General features: G+C 44.0%; 14 protein-coding genes, 1 tRNA gene and 1 pseudogene. 7 read left to right on the forward strand and 9 right to left on the reverse strand.

Annotation, left to right across the window (positions count from 1 at the left end):
- Nucleotides 1-209 precede the first annotated feature (209 nt).
- Both ABHN01_RS14980 and ABHN01_RS14985 read right to left on the reverse strand, forming a co-directional pair.
- Nucleotides 210-548: a spore coat protein gene (locus ABHN01_RS14980; RefSeq protein WP_429876210.1), complete on the reverse strand. Its 339-nt coding sequence runs from the start codon at nt 546-548 to the stop codon at nt 210-212.
- A 12-nt stretch (nt 549-560) separates the two neighbouring features.
- A complete protein-coding gene (locus ABHN01_RS14985) occupies nt 561-839 on the reverse strand; it encodes a hypothetical protein (protein WP_290398591.1) in 279 nt (92 codons plus the stop codon).
- A 188-nt stretch (nt 840-1,027) separates the two neighbouring features.
- Here ABHN01_RS14985 and ABHN01_RS14990 point away from each other — a divergent pair.
- Nucleotides 1,028-1,103, forward strand: a tRNA-Ala gene (locus tag ABHN01_RS14990).
- A gap of 238 nt (nt 1,104-1,341) precedes the next feature.
- On the opposite strand, the pseudogene ABHN01_RS14995 reads toward ABHN01_RS14990, so the two are convergent.
- From ABHN01_RS14995 to ABHN01_RS15005, 3 genes and pseudogenes are all read right to left on the reverse strand, one after another.
- A pseudogene (locus ABHN01_RS14995) lies at nt 1,342-1,654 on the reverse strand (Lrp/AsnC family transcriptional regulator); the annotation flags it as partial.
- 154 nt (nt 1,655-1,808) lie between these two features.
- Nucleotides 1,809-3,167: a glycosyltransferase family 2 protein gene (locus ABHN01_RS15000; RefSeq protein WP_429876211.1), complete on the reverse strand. Its 1,359-nt coding sequence runs from the start codon at nt 3,165-3,167 to the stop codon at nt 1,809-1,811.
- A gap of 322 nt (nt 3,168-3,489) precedes the next feature.
- On the reverse strand, nt 3,490-4,746 hold the full coding sequence (locus ABHN01_RS15005) for a YeeE/YedE family protein (protein ID WP_429876212.1): 1,257 nt from the start codon (nt 4,744-4,746) through the stop codon (nt 3,490-3,492).
- A gap of 229 nt (nt 4,747-4,975) precedes the next feature.
- Between ABHN01_RS15005 and ABHN01_RS15010 the strand changes: the two genes are divergently transcribed.
- Entirely contained in the window at nt 4,976-5,275 is a 300-nt protein-coding gene (locus ABHN01_RS15010; protein WP_429876213.1) for a hypothetical protein, read from the forward strand.
- Between the two features lie 45 nt (nt 5,276-5,320).
- Here ABHN01_RS15010 and ABHN01_RS15015 read toward each other — a convergent pair whose 3' ends face one another.
- The 3 genes from ABHN01_RS15015 to ABHN01_RS15025 all read right to left on the reverse strand — a co-directional run bounded on the left by ABHN01_RS15015 (nt 5,321) and on the right by ABHN01_RS15025 (nt 9,442).
- Nucleotides 5,321-6,028, reverse strand: a complete 708-nt coding sequence (locus ABHN01_RS15015; protein ID WP_429876214.1) for a DUF421 domain-containing protein — start codon at nt 6,026-6,028, stop codon at nt 5,321-5,323.
- 197 nt (nt 6,029-6,225) lie between these two features.
- Nucleotides 6,226-8,073 (reverse strand): terpene cyclase/mutase family protein, encoded by a 1,848-nt coding sequence (locus ABHN01_RS15020; protein ID WP_429876229.1) that lies wholly within the window; start codon nt 8,071-8,073, stop codon nt 6,226-6,228.
- 136 nt (nt 8,074-8,209) lie between these two features.
- Complete coding sequence (locus ABHN01_RS15025) at nt 8,210-9,442, reverse strand: putative glycoside hydrolase (protein WP_429876215.1); 1,233 nt, start codon at nt 9,440-9,442, stop codon at nt 8,210-8,212.
- 207 nt (nt 9,443-9,649) lie between these two features.
- Here ABHN01_RS15025 and ABHN01_RS15030 point away from each other — a divergent pair, with 207 nt between their 5' ends.
- From ABHN01_RS15030 to ABHN01_RS15050, 5 genes are all read left to right on the forward strand, one after another.
- Nucleotides 9,650-11,014 (forward strand): amino acid permease, encoded by a 1,365-nt coding sequence (locus tag ABHN01_RS15030; RefSeq protein WP_429876216.1) that lies wholly within the window; start codon nt 9,650-9,652, stop codon nt 11,012-11,014.
- 570 nt (nt 11,015-11,584) lie between these two features.
- Entirely contained in the window at nt 11,585-14,542 is a 2,958-nt protein-coding gene (fdhF, locus tag ABHN01_RS15035; protein WP_429876217.1) for a formate dehydrogenase subunit alpha, read from the forward strand.
- The gene (locus ABHN01_RS15040; RefSeq protein WP_429876218.1) at nt 14,542-15,021 is read left to right on the forward strand and encodes a DUF1641 domain-containing protein; all 480 of its coding nucleotides are present in this window, start codon (nt 14,542-14,544) and stop codon (nt 15,019-15,021) included. Before fdhF ends, ABHN01_RS15040 begins: the two co-directional genes overlap by 1 nt.
- Before the next feature lie 10 nt (nt 15,022-15,031).
- Nucleotides 15,032-15,463, forward strand: coding sequence for a phosphate-starvation-inducible protein PsiE (locus tag ABHN01_RS15045; protein WP_429876219.1), 432 nt, complete (start codon nt 15,032-15,034; stop codon nt 15,461-15,463).
- Nucleotides 15,460-15,822: a DUF2294 domain-containing protein gene (locus tag ABHN01_RS15050; RefSeq protein ID WP_429876220.1), complete on the forward strand. Its 363-nt coding sequence runs from the start codon at nt 15,460-15,462 to the stop codon at nt 15,820-15,822. The genes ABHN01_RS15045 and ABHN01_RS15050 overlap by 4 nt, the downstream gene beginning before the upstream one ends.
- A 216-nt stretch (nt 15,823-16,038) precedes the next feature.
- On the opposite strand, the gene mgrA is transcribed toward ABHN01_RS15050, so the two are convergent.
- Nucleotides 16,039-17,046: an L-glyceraldehyde 3-phosphate reductase gene (mgrA, locus tag ABHN01_RS15055; protein WP_429876230.1), complete on the reverse strand. Its 1,008-nt coding sequence runs from the start codon at nt 17,044-17,046 to the stop codon at nt 16,039-16,041.
- Nucleotides 17,047-17,364 lie beyond the last annotated feature (318 nt).

Raw genomic sequence — 17,364 nt, forward strand, 5'->3', positions numbered from 1 at the left:
TATCCTCCTTTAGTTTTATGAACGATACATCTTTCTGGAGGAATTTGTCGTTTCCTTTGGACTTCTAGTAAAACAAAGCAATAGGCCCAGAAGGTTTTTAAGATTATGGGACTAGTTGTCTATACCAGTTTATTTTACCCGCAAAGCGAATGGTAAAAAATCCTTATAAAGGAAAAAGCTGAGGAAAAAGTTCCACAGCTTTTAAGGCATTATTGCATGGGCGGATTATGAGGAAACTGGGACATGTATCCCGCATACTGCTGGGCCGCCTGCTGCAGCTTCTGCGGCTGTTCTAGTGTTAGCGAGTACCATCCTTTTTGGAACATGAGCGAATACAGTTCACGCTGCATGTTCTTTGTCTCATCGAAAATCGAATGAATCTCCTGGTATAACGCATCATGGCTCGCTTCATTCATCGCTGTTGAATAAGAAGTGGTCATATACTTTTCATACGATAGAATATCATTCAGGAAATCCCGGTCATTCATCTGAGGTGTCTTCGGAACCGGAGACTCCGGGTTTTGAATTTTGTTCTGGTTGTTATTCATCTTCGTTCCCCCTTATTGGTTCATATTTGTATTTTGGCTTCCGCCGGACTGGAGCTTCTGCAAAATCTGCTGATAATGCTTTTCGTGCATGTGGCACGCCCTCTCAAGCGCCGCACTGACCTGCTGATCCTGGCACTGGCCCGCCGCGAAATGCGCCTTCTTAAACCCAAGCAAATTCCATGAAAGCATGTCCGTTAAATAGTTAAAGTCTTTCCCGGTGATCACATTCGGCGGCTGCTGATATACTGGCTGCTGTTGATTTTGTCCCTGATTCGGTTGCTGCTGTTGCATACATGTGTCCTCCTTTATTCCTTGATTTTACCATGTTAGTTTTCCAACTTGATGAGAAATTATGCCAATAAAATAAGCCTTATTAAGGCCCATCTCGTTTCGAAAATCTCATTGAAAGAATTGTTAAAATAAAGCTTGCTTTTCGTTCCGCTTCTGTTATATAATTTTTCTTGTCAGCAACACATCGTGGGGGCTTAGCTCAGCTGGGAGAGCGTTTGGCTGGCAGCCAAAAGGTCAGCGGTTCGATCCCGCTAGTCTCCACCATACATATGTCTTCAAACCCCTTGGTATACAAGGGGTTTTTATTTTTGTTTTAGAATGAAGTTTGGAGCAAGCTTCCTAGTTGTCGCCGAATGGTCGCCGAAATCAATTTTTCTTGTATCATAAATCCCTTCCTATTTGTCCCCCGCTTCTCAGTGGTCATTGTATTAACCCTGAAAATGACTATTCTTCAACTATTGCATCGGTTAGTTGAAGTGTATTTATTCACAATTATCCATTTCTAGGATGCACTATTTATTTTTATAGCCACATAATTGCTCAAGCTTGTCAAAAATTCATCTAATATTTCATGGGATAGAAATTTGCATTCGAGAAGGTAACACTTTCTCCACTGATTTTGTAGTTGTTTATGACGTATTGTTCTTGTTTTTTATGGACGACAAATAAGGTTGATGATTCGTGCTTTTCGTATAAATATGTATAATTTCGTGAACAGAATACCCCATTTTTGCTTGATTGACTTTAATGCTATACCCCTCAATAATCCCATTATCCTCTAACTTCGCAACCCTGGATGAAGCAGCCTGTCCAGTCCAACTAAGCTGCCTGAGATGGCAGCTAACTCTTGTCTTTCAAAAAGGGAAGTTTCTTCCTGTGTCAGAATAAGAAAAAACCCTCCAAAAAGGAGGGAAATCATTGTCCAAGGTTAGTTTTTCATTGAATAACCACTTTCACAAGATAACTTTTCTATGCTGCCGTTTTACTATCCACTTCATACCGACGTCCTGTTCGGGCTACTTTATTCCAACTTTTTTTATTGAAGAAGTAATCGATCGTTCCAAAGATTACAGCAAACATCGTGATGAATCGATACACAAAAATATCAAAGAGAATAACCAAAAGCATTGGATACGTATCTTCCTCTTGGAAGGCATATCCATATCGCTCACTCATTCCAAGAGCTACCATGTCATACACCAAACCGATTACGAGGATATAGAGCAGGTAAATCATTAGAAAAGATAATGAAAATAACTCTCCGGAAATGCTATCAGCAATTAATACTCCTGTCATGATATAAACGGCAAGAGTTCCTGCAAAGAAACCCTCAAATAAATAAAAGAAGGAAACAGGCTTGGTAAACAGGGTTTTTAACAAAAATGGACCGAAGTAAAACAAGCAGTCAACAAATGCCTTTTGCCAACGCACCCGCTGTTTGAAAAGATCTCTCCAGTTCTCAGGCAGTTCCGTATAACAAACTGCGTCAGGTATGAGAAGAACCTTCCTTTTTTTCTTTTTGGATATATACTTATGCATTTTTAATGTAATATCAATATCTTCGCCTACCGTTGATCGATATCCGCCTACATCCAAAAGGGCCTTTTTTGTAAAAATACCAAACGCACCTGAGATGACTGCTAAAGCACGGAAACGGGCCAGTGAAACTTTATTTACGTAAAATGCTTTTAAGAAATCCATCGCTTGTGCACGTACCAACATATTGGCACCGCGCAAGGATAGACCATCCATCGGTTTCTCAACTTTTGTTTGCAGGACATGTACCATGCCTCCAGCAGCCACAACACTATCGTCTGCAAATGCCTGATTCACAGCGGGCAATGCTCCGTCCGTCAAGATTGTATCTGCATCGAGGGTCACAACTAAAGGCTGACTAGCATAATCTATTCCTGCATTGAGTGCGTCCGCTTTCCCTCCGTTCAATTTGTCCAAGACGAAAATATTCGGAAAGAGCTCAGACTGGTAACAGATTTTTACTTCCTTGTGAGTCAGCTTATTCGTATGAGCTTTTAGACAAGGAGTCAGTTTTAATAAGGAATGCAGCAAAGACATCGTTTTGTCTGTCGATCCATCATTAATATAGATAATTTCAGCCTTGGAATACGATAATGTTTTCATACTGCTGACTGAAGTTTCAATGATTCCTTCTTCATTATAGCAAGGTATTAAAACACTTACTCCCTTTTGCTCCTCGATCATCTGTTTCGATTCGGAATTTCGTTTTTTAAATAAAGGTAAACAATGAATAGAATGAATAAAAGGAAACGCAATCGATATAAAGATAAAAAAGAACCAAATAAAATCCAAAAAAAACCCACCTACCCAACATATTTTAACAATATAATATAATTGGTATGTGAAAATACTTTTAAGAGGGTATGTAGTATTTATTAATTCAAAGAAAGCGCACACATTTTCAAATTCTAAAAGAAATTTCAAACAATGCTGTGTGTCGCACGTAACGTGCTACGTTTGGCATGTAAATGGGGAAAAGCCGCATGTAAGCTGTAAAAAGTGGACGGTAATCGACACAAAGTGGACGGTAAATTCAAAAAACCCCCATGACATTCGAATAGAACGATAAACTCAAAAAAAAACGAAGCCACTAACTTGCGGCTTCGTTTTCTTATTAAGAACAGAATTTATCGGTGGATTTTGGGACGGACAATCCGAATAACGGACGGATATACAAAGCGAAAAAGGTTCCAAGCATCGCCATAATCGCCCAAACATAGCCATGCAGGCTAAAGGAAGCAATACCACTAAAATATGCGCCAATATTACATCCAAAAGCAAGGCGTGCTCCATACCCCATGAGCATTCCGCCGATGATCGCCGCGGCTGCTGTACGAAGGGGCACTTTCTTTAGAAGGAATACCCCTCCAAGTGTAGAGGCAGCCAGTGCGCCCACAATAAGGCCAAAGTCCATCACACTTGTTCCATCCATAAAAACAGATTGATGGAGAGGTACCGCTTTTTCACCTGCCCAGTAACCCCACTGGGTCACGTCCACTCCCATTGACTGGGCAGCCTTCGATCCCCAAAGGGCAAAAGCGGAAGTAATCCCCCACGGACTTCCCTTAACAACCAAAGTTGCGGCATTAAGCACGGCCAAGAAGACAGCTGCCGTTAAAATTGGCCATGAACCGCGGACGACACGCGCCCAGCCCTTTGCACCTGGAATCGGAGCCATTTTTGGAGGACGGCGTTTCTTTTCCACTTTAAATGTAATCCAGGTGATGCCCCCTAGAATCATCATTTGGATCAACCAGCCTCCAAACCAGCCAAGGCCTGTGCTTGTCGCCAAGGAAAAAGGCTTAAATGCAGGGAGATTCATCCAAAAATCGAAGTGCCAAGCTCCAAAAACAGAGCCGACAATAAACGCGATTAAGGTGAGAAACATTCCAGAACGGCCGCCGCCTACAGCATACAATGTGCCAGATGCACAACCGTTTCCGAGCTGCATTCCGATTCCGAAAATAAAAGCCCCCACAATGAGACTTACTCCGACCGGTGAAACGTTTCCTACCGGACTTCCGCCGAATAAAGTAACGTTAGCCGCAAATATCATTGCAAACAACGTACTGGCTACTGCCAGCATCAGCATATGCGCACGAATGGCTTCACCGTTCCCAACTGCCATAAACCGTCTAAATGCAGATGTAAAACCAAACCTTGCGTGAAAGAGTGTAAATCCAAGCAGAAGGCCGAGCCACAAGAGCATTCCTTGCTTTAAACCTCCAGCCTGAATGCTTGCATAGCTCAATACAACCGTTAACAAGCCTGCAAAAACCACCCAGTAAGTCTGAACCGAACCGATGCTTTTCCCTGCACCAGCCCGCTTTCTTTCTTCATTTTTTGATGTATTAGAAGAAGCGAACTCCATCAAATCACCCCTTAATCCAATAAAACTAGTCGGAAATATTCTTCCTTTGTATACTACAACATAAATTGGAAAAAGAGAACTGTTTTGCTTGTGTTAATTTTTAGGAATATCAAAAGCCCAGAGCCCCTGTTCTCACAAAAACTTGGCCTCACCATACTATAACCTGAGAGAAGTGTAATCCCTTGTTTCATTTGTATAAAACAACCGCAATGATCGGGGTGCATGTGCTATGAACACAGGAAATGATGACAAATTTACGGAAAACGAAGATCTCAAATTAAAATATGAAGATGTTATTGCTCTTGGGGTTTGGATCTCCTCAGGGGATGAGAAAGTCGTTTCAGCAGTGTGGCTGGAAACGGTCGGCCAGTTTTTGCAAGCGATAGGCGTTACGCAGCAAATTTTAGCAACAAATAAGCAGTCAATCCTGCAAGCTCAGGGAATTGAAATAACAGGGTCTTCAGTTAAATCGTTCGCTCATGCATTGGAAGCAATCGGCGGGATCGAAATACGGAGGAGGAATCTCTAACGGATATTATGGATTTCATTCCGTGATCAAAGAATTTTGGATGTATCACTTATTATATAAAAACACGTTGATTTTTTGAGTATCATCCGTTGTAGCTAAAAGAACATCTTTTACTTCTACACCGTGCAGTGATTTAATCTGTCTTTTGACCCAATCTTCATTTTTCCCCATCTCCTTTAATTGATTAAAATCAACTTTCCCATCTTTAATAAGAGTTTTAGGAAAAGCGAATGGAGTGGTCATGATACTCATATCTTCAGGGGTTGCTGCGTTATATTGCGATTTTAAAAAAAACGATATCGTACCATCTGGTTCCCACAAGGCTAATGCTACTTTTTGAATATCGTCAATTTGCTTTTTTCTTAATTCCGATAATAAGATATCAATCGGTATTCTTGCTTTGATTAAACTTTTATAAATGATCTCGCCATTTTTTATTAGTGTGAAGGGGGAAGGATCGATAAACTTAGTGAACCTCGTCCATTTGAGACTTAGAAAAATTAATACAAGATACAAAAGCACTAACACACTAATTGTAATAAGAGAACCTTTCATCCCTAGATGTTGATCCGACAATGGGTGGGCAATAATGTTTCCAATGGATAAAGCCATTATGAAATCAAGTAATCTTAACTGAGAGATCGAACGCTGCCCCATAATTTTGGCCGCAATCAGCAAAAAGAAAAAAGAAAGGATGGCTCTTAATATCCACTGAATGACTGTTAGTGAATCTTGGCTGTAAAGAAATTGCATCTCTAATCACATCCTAATTTTATCAGGTTTATTCATTAGATTTAGCCGATTTTTCCTAATAAATTCTACATAATTGGTTGAAGTCCGGATCGATCCTTATAAACAGGAACACCCCATTTTCAATAGGGTGTTCCTGAGTGCCGTTTGTACAAGCGGAAAGGATAAGGGTTAAAACCTGGATTACTCCTGTTTATCCCCTATTCTGTCCCTCTATATTTTTCCCTGTAATGGGAGAGTGTAAGAAGCGGCCAAACATGATTGTAGCTGTGGTAATAAATATAAAAAGTTCCTGGCAATCCGGCGCCTGTCGGGTAGGTCAGGCTTTGAACGTTATAGTTTTCCCGGTTTAAGAGATAATCGATGCCCCTTTTTATCGTTCGGTTTGGTGCAGGGCATGCGGCGATCATGGCATCGAGGGCCCAGGCTGTCTGGGTAATGGTGCTGTATGGGAGGGAAATGTATTTCCTTTCGATATCACTTCTGCATGATTCCCCCCAGCCGCCATCTGAATGCTGAATTTCGGTCAGCCACCCCTTTGCCTTTCGGATCGTGCGGTCTAGCTCAGAGGATCCGGCCGCCATCAATCCTGTCACACTGGCCCAGGTACCGTAGATGTAACTGATCCCCCAGCGGCCGTACCAGGAACCCTCGTTTTCCTGATTATTTTTTAACCATTGCACAGCTGCTTTAATCCGTGGCGACGGCAGCTGCAAACCGTCATAGTTGCCGAAAAATTCGAGGGTTCTTCCGGTAAGATCAGCGGTGGAAGGATCGGTAAGGGCATCTGCCGCGCTTTCAACAGGCAATTTTCGCAGCCACTTTTTATCGTTGTTCTTCTCAAAAGCTGCCCATCCACCATCCTTATTCTGCATGGATAACAGCCAGTCTCTTCCTCTTTTATAGGCGTAATTCACGTTCCTGTTCCTTTTTTGGTAGCGGATTAATGTTCGAAGGGCCACCTGTGTGTCATCCACATCAGGATGGATGGTATTGCCTTCGCTGAAACCCCATCCACCCGGAGATCCATCTGGATTATGATATTTCCAGTCACCATAGCTCGAATGCTGGCTCCTCAGGATGAACCTGAGGCTTTTTATCAGGCTGGGATGTCCAGATGCAGTTCCTGAAGACAATAACGCATAGTTTACCAGAGAGGTGTCCCATATTGCTGAGGGTGAATTTTGGATATGAAAGGTCTCTCCGTTATAGCAAAGCAAGGAAATCAGGCCATGGACGGCTTGTTTTATAACGGGAGAATCCTGCCTATAGCCGATTGAGATGAGCCCATATACCATAAGAAAACTGGTGCTTGCATAGCTCAGCAAGGTTCCGTCCGCTTCAATACGCTGTAGAATATAGTTTTCCAGAAAGGCCGTATGATAAGAATATGGAGCCTTTCTGCGGGCAATCTGTGTCTCTTCCCAAAAACCATCTTCCTTCTCTTTATACAAATGATTCAGACAAGGCGTGCTGCTGCACCGCAGTTGGAACTTCTGAGACATCCCCAATAAAACAGGGGCAAAATGTGCCCTTGCATAGCTGCTGAAATCATAAAAGTTTAATTGAGCTCTATCCATGATTCGAAAGATCCTTGCAGGATCAACTGTACGTTTTGGCCACGGGTACAGGCCGTTAAAAGAAAAAAAGACCTTTGTAAGCAGGCTTACCTTTTTTAACCCGCCCTCATTGATGATAAAACTGGCAGCTTGCTTTAAACGGCTTGCCTCCTTTGGCACGTGCCCAGAATAGAGAATAGCGGTGTATGCTTCCGCTGTCGCAGTCAGATTTCCCTTTTCTTCATCAGGAAAGGCCTTCCACGCTCCATTCCTTTCCTGCTTGGACAATAAACGTTGAACGAGCCGCTGAATCAGTTGTTCGTTTTTCCATCCTAAAGTCCGCAATAAGATAATCATGTAGGCGTCCGTCATTAACGCATTTTCAAAGCAAAACCTCCATGATCCATCCTGTTTCTGGAGATCGAGAAGGGTAGAACTGCGGTATGCGATTTCCCGATTTACTTCAGCAAGTCTGTACATGGCATCCATCACTCCGGTTAAGCCCCTTGGCAGTTGCTTTCCTGCCTATATTCTATGAGTGTAAAAGGCAACTGGTGACATAGTGATGAGGATGGGTGCCGTTCCAAACAAAAATAGACCACTTTAACAGTGGTCTATTTGGTCACTACTTTACTTTTTTGAATGCCTCTTCCGTATACTTGTTCTGCGGATTCCACAGCATGTACTCATCCACACCAAGCTCCTGTCCTGCCCGGATCTGATCCTTAATCTGCTGTGGTCCGTATTTGATATGGCCGTCGACCCAGGTGGCGGTGAAGTCTTGATACCACGGACGGATTTCGGCGACCGGTTTCTTTTGTTCTTGAAGCACTTTGTCCCGGTTTATGGCGGGGGTGAGAGCTTTCTTAATGAGTTCATACGGTTTGGCATCCGGTACACGTATACCGTACACCCCCGGCCCGTAATGTGACGGGTACGTCATCGGGCTGATCACATCGACAGCCGGTGTGACCGACTCCCACTGCTGGCCAATGCCGGAATCGTCTTTTTGGCTCGTGGACACTCCGAACACGTCGGCTGATACTTTGACTCCATAGGGTTTGAGTTCCTTTTTGGCGTAAAGCAGGAAGTCATGAATGTTTTGCGCTTTTGACTTCTTGTTCGGGTTAGCGAATTTTACTTCACGGTCGACCTGTTCCCCGTTATCCGGGAAACGGACATAATCAAATTGAATCTCATCAAATCCTTGCTTTGCAGCATCTTTTGCCACAGCGGTCACATACTTCCAATACTCTTCTTTATATGGGTCGACCCATGGTATGCCATCATTGTAATATAGGCTGCCGTCTTTTTTCTTCATGGCAAATTCCTTTTTCTTGTTTGCCATATAAGGATCCTTGAAGGTGACGATTCTCGCGATACTATAAATATCCTTGCCCTTTAGCACTTTCATTCGCTGAGAGATGTCACTTACTTTCGGATGATGATCAGAGCCATAATGGTTTACTTCAGGTACGCTGGAATCGTATGTAATTTTACCTTCATCATCTTTAACATCCATCACGATGGAGTTAAGCTCAGTGTCATCGACCAGATTGACCATTTCATTAAATTTAGTATGATTGCCTGCTGATGACCCAGACATATATACTCCCTTGACGGTTACGTTTTTCGGTTTGTTCACCGGAGCTGCTGCTTTTTGGGGAACAGCTTCTTGTTTCTGAGCACTTTCTGCTTTTGATGCGATTTCTTCTTTTTGAGCACTCTTTGCCGGTTCATTCTTTGCCTCTGCTTTTTGTGAAGAGCCTCCTGAAGTCTTCTCCGTTGTTCCACATCCAGCCAATCCTCCACAAACAAGTAAAAATGCCAGTGTTAACCTTCCAAAAATGGTTTTCATGCATAACCCTCCCTAGTTGCCATTTTTCAGATATGTTCCATGGTTCGGAATGTTTATACCCTATCTCCTTTACTTTAAGCGCTTTCTATCCTTTTTTAACATACTTTTAATAGGCTCGTTATATTTGGCCATACTAGGGGAAAAATAAGTGTTGGGCCGGAAAATTTGTACTCGTTATCTTTGTTTTCGGAAAGGTTGGTGCAGGCGTTGAAAAAAGAAGAAGATTTGAAGAGGGGACTGAAAAATCGGCATATCCAGCTGATTGCCATCGGGGGAGCGATTGGGACGGGTCTTTTTTTAGGTGCGGGAAAATCGATTCACCTGGCGGGGCCTGCCATCATGCTGAATTACGCACTTATAGGAGTCATGCTTTTTTTTATGATGCGTGCTTTGGGTGAAATGCTCTTGTACAACCCGACATCCGGCTCGTTCACTCATTTTGCCGAATCGTTCATTGGGCCATGGGCAGGTTTTATCACAGGCTGGACGTATTGGTTTTGCTGGATCGTAACAGGGATGGCGGAGATTACGGCTGTCGGACTCTACGTAAAATACTGGTTTCCAGGCATTCCTCAGTGGCTGACTGCACTAGCTGCCGTACTCATATTGCTTCTGATAAACATGTCGGCGGTCAAAGCGTTCGGCGAGATCGAGTTCTGGTTCGCTCTTATTAAAATCATTACCATTTTAGCCCTCATTGTGATTGGGATCGCCCTGATTGTGATGGGCTATGAAAGCCATGGGACGGAAGCTTCGTTATCAAATCTTGTGAGTCATGGCGGGTTTTTCCCCAATGGATCCGCTGGCTTTGTTCTGGCCTTTCAGATGGCACTCTTCGCGTTCGCCGGAGTTGAGCTTGTCGGTGTAACGGCCGGTGAGGCACAAGACCCTGACAAAACACTGCCGAGTGCCATCAATAACATTCCAGCACGGATTCTGCTCTTTTATATCGGGTCACTGATCGTTCTCATGTCCATCTATCCATGGGATAAAATCGACCCTGACAGCAGCCCGTTCGTGTCGGTCTTTAAACTGATCGGCATCCCGGCGGCATCCGGTATCATCAATTTCGTTGTTTTAACCTCGGCCATGTCGTCCTGTAACAGCGGGTTGTTCAGTACCGGACGTATGCTGTATACACTGGCTAACGAAGGAAAAGCGCCTAAAAAGCTTGGTTTGCTTAACAAAAAACAAGTTCCGGCACGGGCATTGATCGTGTCGACCTTCTTCCTATCGTTTGGCGTCCTGCTTAATTATTTATTGCCAGAAGAAGTGTTCACACTGGTGACAAGCATCGCGACGATCTGTTTCATATGGGTTTGGGGAATCATACTGGTTTCCCACCTCCGTTTCCGTAAACTGCATCCTGAAGATGCGAAAAAGAGTTCGTTTAGAATGCCGCTTTCACCGGTCATTAACTGGATCGTCCTTCTCTTCTTCGTTTTTGTTATCGTCGTTCTCGGTTTTGCGGCAGATACCCGTATTGCATTATTCATTACACCAGTCTGGTTTGTCATTTTACTCATTGCTTACATGATTACGAAGAAAAATTCTGCGAAAAAGTTTGATTGAGCAAAATTCCCCCGAATCTATGCAGATCCGGGGGAATTTCAAGTTGAGCGGGGATTGTGTTGACGCAGAGATTTATTTGCATGCGGATCTATGGGACTTACAGGCGGCTCTCCATCATTTACATGCCGATCTCTGTGAAATACTTGCGGGGTCTCTTCGAAATACATGCGTATCTTATATTAGAGCCCGATGTTGCGAAAACGTGCATACCCGATAAGATACGTCGGGCAACCAAAAAACCCGGATCCACATCCGGAAAATCCGGGACTTCCCTACATGACAACGATTGAACTTTCACAATACGCGACATTTCAAGAACTGTGTTGGAATAACATTGCAGTTGATTCACTTGTTCAACGTGATATAATAAAAAACAGAAAATGTTCATCGTTCTTCGGTAATGATCAATTGCTTGAAGAGCCTGTCATTTAAAGTAATAGCGGGATGGATAGCTGGTATTCAAATGCTTAGCCATTAACCCACTGTAAAGGAATTTGTGCTGCAGCGAGCGGAGCACAGGTTGTTTTATGGTGGGTTTTTTTATGTTTACAAATAGGAGGAAGGATAACGATGGCGAACAAGATTACGATGAAAATTAACGGAGATTTGCACGAGGCAGAAGAAGGGACAAGGTTACTCGATCATCTTCTGGCAAAGGGAGTTGAACATCCGCACATCTGCTATTCCGAAACACTGGGGCCGATCCAGACCTGTGATACATGCATGTGTGAAATCGATGGGAAACTGATGAGAGCCTGCTCCACCGAAGTAAAGGAAGGCATGAATATCCTCACCTCATCTCTTTCTGCAAAAACAGCCCAGAATGAAGCGATGGATCGAATTTTAGAAAATCACCTTCTCTACTGTACGGTTTGTGATAATAACAATGGAAACTGCAAGGTTCATAACACTGCAGAACTATTGGAAGTGGAGCATCAAACCCGCCCGTTCCGCGAAAAAGGCTATGAAGTGGATATGTCCCACCCGTTCTACCGCTATGATCCCAACCAATGTATCCTTTGCGGGAAATGTGTGGAAGTATGCCAGGACCTTCAGGTGAATGAAACGCTGACTATCGACTGGGAAAGAAACATGCCCAGGGTCATATGGGATAACGATAAACTGATCAATGAATCTTCCTGCGTCTCTTGCGGCCAATGCGCGACCGTCTGTCCCTGCAATGCGTTAATGGAAAAATCAATGCTTGGAGAAGCGGGATTCATGACCGGGATCAAAAAGGATCTTCTCAATCCGATGGTTGACCTCATCAAAGAAGTGGAACCCGGCTACAGCGGAATATTTGCTGTTTCCGAAGTGGAAGCGGCAATGCGTGAAACCCGGACCAAAAAAACAAAAACGGTTTGTACCTTCTGCGGAGTCGGATGTTCATTTGAAGTATGGACAAAAGGCCGTCAGATCTTAAAAATTGAACCTGCTGAAAATGCCCCTGTCAACAGTGTTTCTACCTGTATCAAAGGAAAATTCGGCTGGGATTTCGTGAACAGCGATCAGCGCCTGACTACCCCCCTCATCCGCAAAGGCGATGAGTTTGTAACGGCTACCTGGGAGGAGGCTCTTTCCCTTATCGGAGAAAAGATGAGCCGAATAAAGAATACTTATGGCGGCAATGCGTTAGGTTTTGTCAGTTCGTCCAAAACTACAAATGAAGATTCCTATCTTATGCAGAAACTGGCCAGGCAAGTATTCGAAACGAACAATGTCGATAACTGCTCACGTTATTGCCAATCACCGGCCACCGATGGTTTGCTTGCAACAGTCGGCTATGGCGGTGATTCCGGTACGATCAAGGATATTGCAAGCGCCGGTCTTGTGATCATAATCGGAGCCAATCCTACAGAAGGCCATCCCGTGTTGGCCACACGGGTCAAACGGGCGAAGAAATTATTCGGACAAAAACTCATTGTCTCCGACCTTCGCAGGCATGAAATGGCCGAACGCTCCGATCTTTATCTCCATCCGAAACAAGGCTCTGACCTCGTCTGGCTGGCAGCAGTGACAAAATATATTATCGACCAGGGATGGCATGATGAAGAATTTATCAGAGGAAGGGTTAACCATTATGAGGACTACCTTCAGCTGCTGAACAAATATACGCTTGATTATGCAGAGGAAGTCACAGGACTTTCCAAAGAACAGCTGGTGAAGACGGCGGAAATGATTCATGAGGCTGACGGCACCTGTGTTCTTTGGGGCATGGGTGTCACTCAAAATATCGCCGGATCCCACACATCTGCTGCAATCGCCAATCTTCTGCTGGCCACCGGCAATTTCGGGCGTCCGGGTGCAGGTGCTTATCCGCTGCGGGGACATAACAATGTACAAGGTTCTTGTGACATGGGAACCCTGCCCCAATGGCTTCCCGGCAACCAGAGACTGACAGATGATGCTGCACGTGCAAAGTTTGAAGAAGCATATGGGGTATCCATCTCCCCGGAAGCTGGATTTACAAACATTGAAATGCTTCAGGAGGTAGAAAAAGGCAACCTTAAAGCCATGTATTTGATGGGAGAAGATATGGCCTGGGTGGATTCTAATTCCAATCATGTCCACGACATGCTGAGCAAACTGGAATTCTTTGTGGTACAGGACGTTTTCTTTACCAAAACCGCTCAATTTGCCGACGTGGTTCTACCAGCTTCTCCATCACTGGAGAAGGATGGCACATTCACCAATACCGAACGCCGCATTCAGCGTTTGTATCAGGCACTTGAACCCATGGGCGAATCCAAGCCTGACTGGTGGATCATCCAGCAGATCGCTAAGCAGATGGGAACGGACTGGAACTATTCACATCCCCGTGAAATTATGGATGAAATTGCAAGTCTTTCCCCTATTTTTTCCGGGGTGACTTATGATCGTCTAGAAGGATGGAACAGCCTTGTCTGGCCGGTGCAAAAAGACGGTCGTGATGAGCCGCTTCTTTACACTGAGCGCTTTAATTTCCCTGACAGCAAAGCACGTTTCTCCCTGGCTGAATATGTGAAGCCAGTGGATTATGAAAAGGAATTTGATCTGATCTTAAACAATGGCCGTCTGCTTGAACATTTTCATGAAGGCAATATGACAAACAAGTCAAAAGGCATCCAGTATAAGCTACCTGAAGTGTTTGTTGAAGTTTCGCCCGAGCTTGCCAGTGAAAGAGGACTTCAGGACGGCTCTTCCGTCCGCCTGATTTCACCATACGGTTTTATTAAATTGCGTTGTATCGTCACAGACCGAGTCAAAGGCAATGAATTGTATGTACCGATGCATTCCGTAAGCCACGAAAATGCTATTAATATGCTGACCGGAAGTGTTGGTGACGTCAGGACTCAGACTCCTGCCTATAAGCAGACAAAAGTGCGAATGGAACTTGTTCATGTGAAAGGCAGAGCACCGCTTCCCATGTATAATCCGCGGTATGCTGAACGGAATCCTCAGGCGGGTGTTCAGGTGGAACGCAAGTGGGCGAGAGAGGACTATGAGCCGATTGCCGACATTAATAAACCAGTGGGAGGCCGACGATAATGGCAGAACCAATTACGAAAATTTCTCATTCAGCCCATACGGAAAAAGAACTGCAGGAACAAAGTATTGATACGATTTTAGAAGATCTTGCGAAGAGTGCAGATGGAATAAAGGAACTCATCAAGCTTTTTCATCAGCTTCATGACAGCGGGATTATAGGAGCAGTGAACGGCCTTGTTGAAGCGAAGGAAAAGGTGGCGGGAATTGCGGTTGAACAGCTGCTCCGCCCCCAGATGACCAATGCTATTAATAATATGATGGCAGCGGCCGGTGTTTTGTCCGAAACCAACCCTGACATGACGAAGAAACTGATGAGCAGCCTCGGGAATGGACTACAAAGAGCTGAAAGGGCACTCGCCAATAATGAAAAGGTAGGCGTCTTTGACCTGATGAAAGCTTTGAAGGACCCTGACATTAACCGGGCCATCGGATTCGGAATGAACCTTTTAAAAGGTGTCGGGGAAGGATTAAAGGAGTAATGTGGTCAGAATGCTAGAAATCATCTTACCGGAAAAGTGGAAAACCATCAGCAAAGGATTGCAGAAATTATTAAATCTCTCTCTTGTACTGCTCGGCGGGATCCTGGTATTTTTTCTTTTCAGAGAGCTTATCTATTTATTAATCGACGCCTGCACAGGAAATCATAATGTTCATGATATACTTGGTAAAGTACTCGTGTTTTTCTTATATTTTGCCTTCATTTCCATGATTGTGACCTACTTTAGCGAAAGCCACCACTTTCCGCTTAGCTATCTCCTATACATTGGAATTACGGCCAGTGTCCGTTACATTATTGTCAACAACGGAAACCCGTTAGCAAACTTTTGGCTTTCAATCGTCATCCTCCTGCTGGCTTTCAGTTATATCCTGCTGACGCCTAAAGGTAAACGATATAAAGATAAAAGGAGAAAAATGCAATGACCAAAAATATAGAGCATCAATTCAGTATGCTTGTCCGTGAAATACGCAAGGAATTCGTCGGCAACGGTCCTAGGGAAATCAGCACATGCTTCGTTGGCTCTTGGGCAGTTAGTGAGATGAAAGGAAACCTAACGAATATCGAAAAATTCATGATGGGTACAAAAGAAGGCGAAAAAATGGTTCACGAAGCGCGTACCGGTCTAGTCAAAAAAATCTACACCGATCTGAGTGTGCGAAGAAAGTTTGAAGATCTTGCCGGAGCATCCATCCTCCGCATTTTTTCTGATATCGATATTGAGGCTGATATTGCCATGACGATTTTTGTCTTTGACCGCCCCTTGGTTTCTAAAGAAAAATAATAGGACAGACCCGTTATTACGCCGATTACGATTGATATTAACAGCATTCCGATTACTTCTGTTAAAAATTCATCACCATCTGCGAATACTGGAAGGACACTCTCCAATACTTCTGGCGCATGGGTAAGGAAGCTGCCTTCCTCACCTTCTCTTAAAAACAAAAGCAAAAAATAAAAACGAGCCCTCTCATTTGAGAGGGCTTTTACTACTATCTATTTATCGCACAAAGCTGTTTACCGTTAAAATTTCATCAATTTTTTGCAGCTCTTGATCACTGAAATCAAGGTTATCCAGTGCTGCAATGTTTTCTTCAATTTGGCTCACTCTGCTTGCACCTATTAAAGCGGAAGTGACCTTGCCGCCCCGTAGAACCCATGAGAGCGCCATTTGCGGCAGGCTCTGTCCTCTGTCAGCTGCGATTTCATTGAGTCTGCGGACTCTTTCAATGACTTCCGGAGTGATTTCATTCTCTCCCAACGCTCCTGTCGACTTTGCCGCACGTGAATCAGACGGAACACCGCTTATATATTTGTTTGTTAACAAGCCTTGAGCAAGCGGGCAAAATGCAATGGTCCCTACACCGTTTTCCTCTAAAACATCCTGAAGCCCGTCTTCGATCCAACGGTTTAATATGGAATAGCTCGGCTGGTGGATTACGAGCGGGGTGCCCAGATCATTCAGGATTTTAATAGCCTCTGCCGTTTGTTCCGGACTGTAGCTTGAAATCCCGACGTATAGCGCTTTTCCTTGACGCACGATCGCATCCAGTGCACCCATCGTTTCTTCGAGTGGTGTATTAGGATCTGGACGGTGGGAGTAAAAAATATCTACATAATCCAGCCCCATACGCTTGAGGCTCTGGTCAAGGCTTGCAATCAAATACTTTTTGGATCCCCATTCCCCGTATGGGCCAGGCCACATATAATAACCTGCTTTGCTTGATATGATCATTTCATCCCGGTAAGGAGCGAAGTCAGTCTTTAGCATCTTGCCAAACATTTCTTCAGCAGAGCCTGCGGGCGGGCCATAGTTGTTAGCCAGGTCAAAATGAGTAATACCAAGATCAAACGCTCTTCTGAGCATCGCCCGTCCGTTTTCAAAGGTGTCCACTCCCCCGAAGTTATGCCATAGCCCTAGAGAGATTGCCGGCAGCAGCAGCCCGGAGCGGCCGCTTCTGTTATATTTCATAGACTCATAACGATTATTTTCTGCGGTATACACCATCAATGATCTCCTCCTCCATACTAGTACAAGCGCTTTCACTCTACATTTGGCCGTTCCATCACGATGATCGAGTCCCTTCTCCCACCAACTCTCCTGTTTTTGATTGTCACACCTTTTTATCCCCCCCTCTCTTTTAAGATAAACTTAATCATGAAGTTTTCATGATCAAAAAACCGTATATTCATAGAATAGATGCGTACATCGGAAAACACAAAGAATAGGAACATATTAATACCTATCATTTGATCATTTTTCGTTAATTATTGTCCGGTTTTCATGTATATTGTTCAGAATAAAAATGTAAATTTTTGCAGAATT

The sequence above is a fragment of the Fictibacillus sp. NRS-1165 genome (assembly GCF_050468105.1).
GTDB lineage: Bacteria > Bacillota > Bacilli > Bacillales > Fictibacillaceae > Fictibacillus_C > Fictibacillus_C terrinigri.

What these genes read in the sequence shown, in the direction of transcription:
- ABHN01_RS15005 (WP_429876212.1), bottom strand. Translation starts at nt 4,746, where the DNA reads ATGGAGTTCGCTTCTTCTAATACATCAAAAAATGAAGAAAGAAAGCGG.
- ABHN01_RS15015 (WP_429876214.1), bottom strand. Translation starts at nt 6,028, where the DNA reads ATGCAATTTCTTTACAGCCAAGATTCACTAACAGTCATTCAGTGGATA.
- ABHN01_RS14985 (WP_290398591.1), bottom strand. Translation starts at nt 839, where the DNA reads ATGCAACAGCAGCAACCGAATCAGGGACAAAATCAACAGCAGCCAGTA.
- ABHN01_RS15050 (WP_429876220.1), top strand. Translation starts at nt 15,460, where the DNA reads ATGACCAAAAATATAGAGCATCAATTCAGTATGCTTGTCCGTGAAATA.
- ABHN01_RS15040 (WP_429876218.1), top strand. Translation starts at nt 14,542, where the DNA reads ATGGCAGAACCAATTACGAAAATTTCTCATTCAGCCCATACGGAAAAA.
- ABHN01_RS15045 (WP_429876219.1), top strand. Translation starts at nt 15,032, where the DNA reads ATGCTAGAAATCATCTTACCGGAAAAGTGGAAAACCATCAGCAAAGGA.
- ABHN01_RS15025 (WP_429876215.1), bottom strand. Translation starts at nt 9,442, where the DNA reads ATGAAAACCATTTTTGGAAGGTTAACACTGGCATTTTTACTTGTTTGT.
- ABHN01_RS15020 (WP_429876229.1), bottom strand. Translation starts at nt 8,073, where the DNA reads ATGGATGCCATGTACAGACTTGCTGAAGTAAATCGGGAAATCGCATAC.
- fdhF (WP_429876217.1), top strand. Translation starts at nt 11,585, where the DNA reads ATGGCGAACAAGATTACGATGAAAATTAACGGAGATTTGCACGAGGCA.
- ABHN01_RS15010 (WP_429876213.1), top strand. Translation starts at nt 4,976, where the DNA reads ATGAACACAGGAAATGATGACAAATTTACGGAAAACGAAGATCTCAAA.
- mgrA (WP_429876230.1), bottom strand. Translation starts at nt 17,046, where the DNA reads ATGGTGTATACCGCAGAAAATAATCGTTATGAGTCTATGAAATATAAC.
- ABHN01_RS14980 (WP_429876210.1), bottom strand. Translation starts at nt 548, where the DNA reads ATGAATAACAACCAGAACAAAATTCAAAACCCGGAGTCTCCGGTTCCG.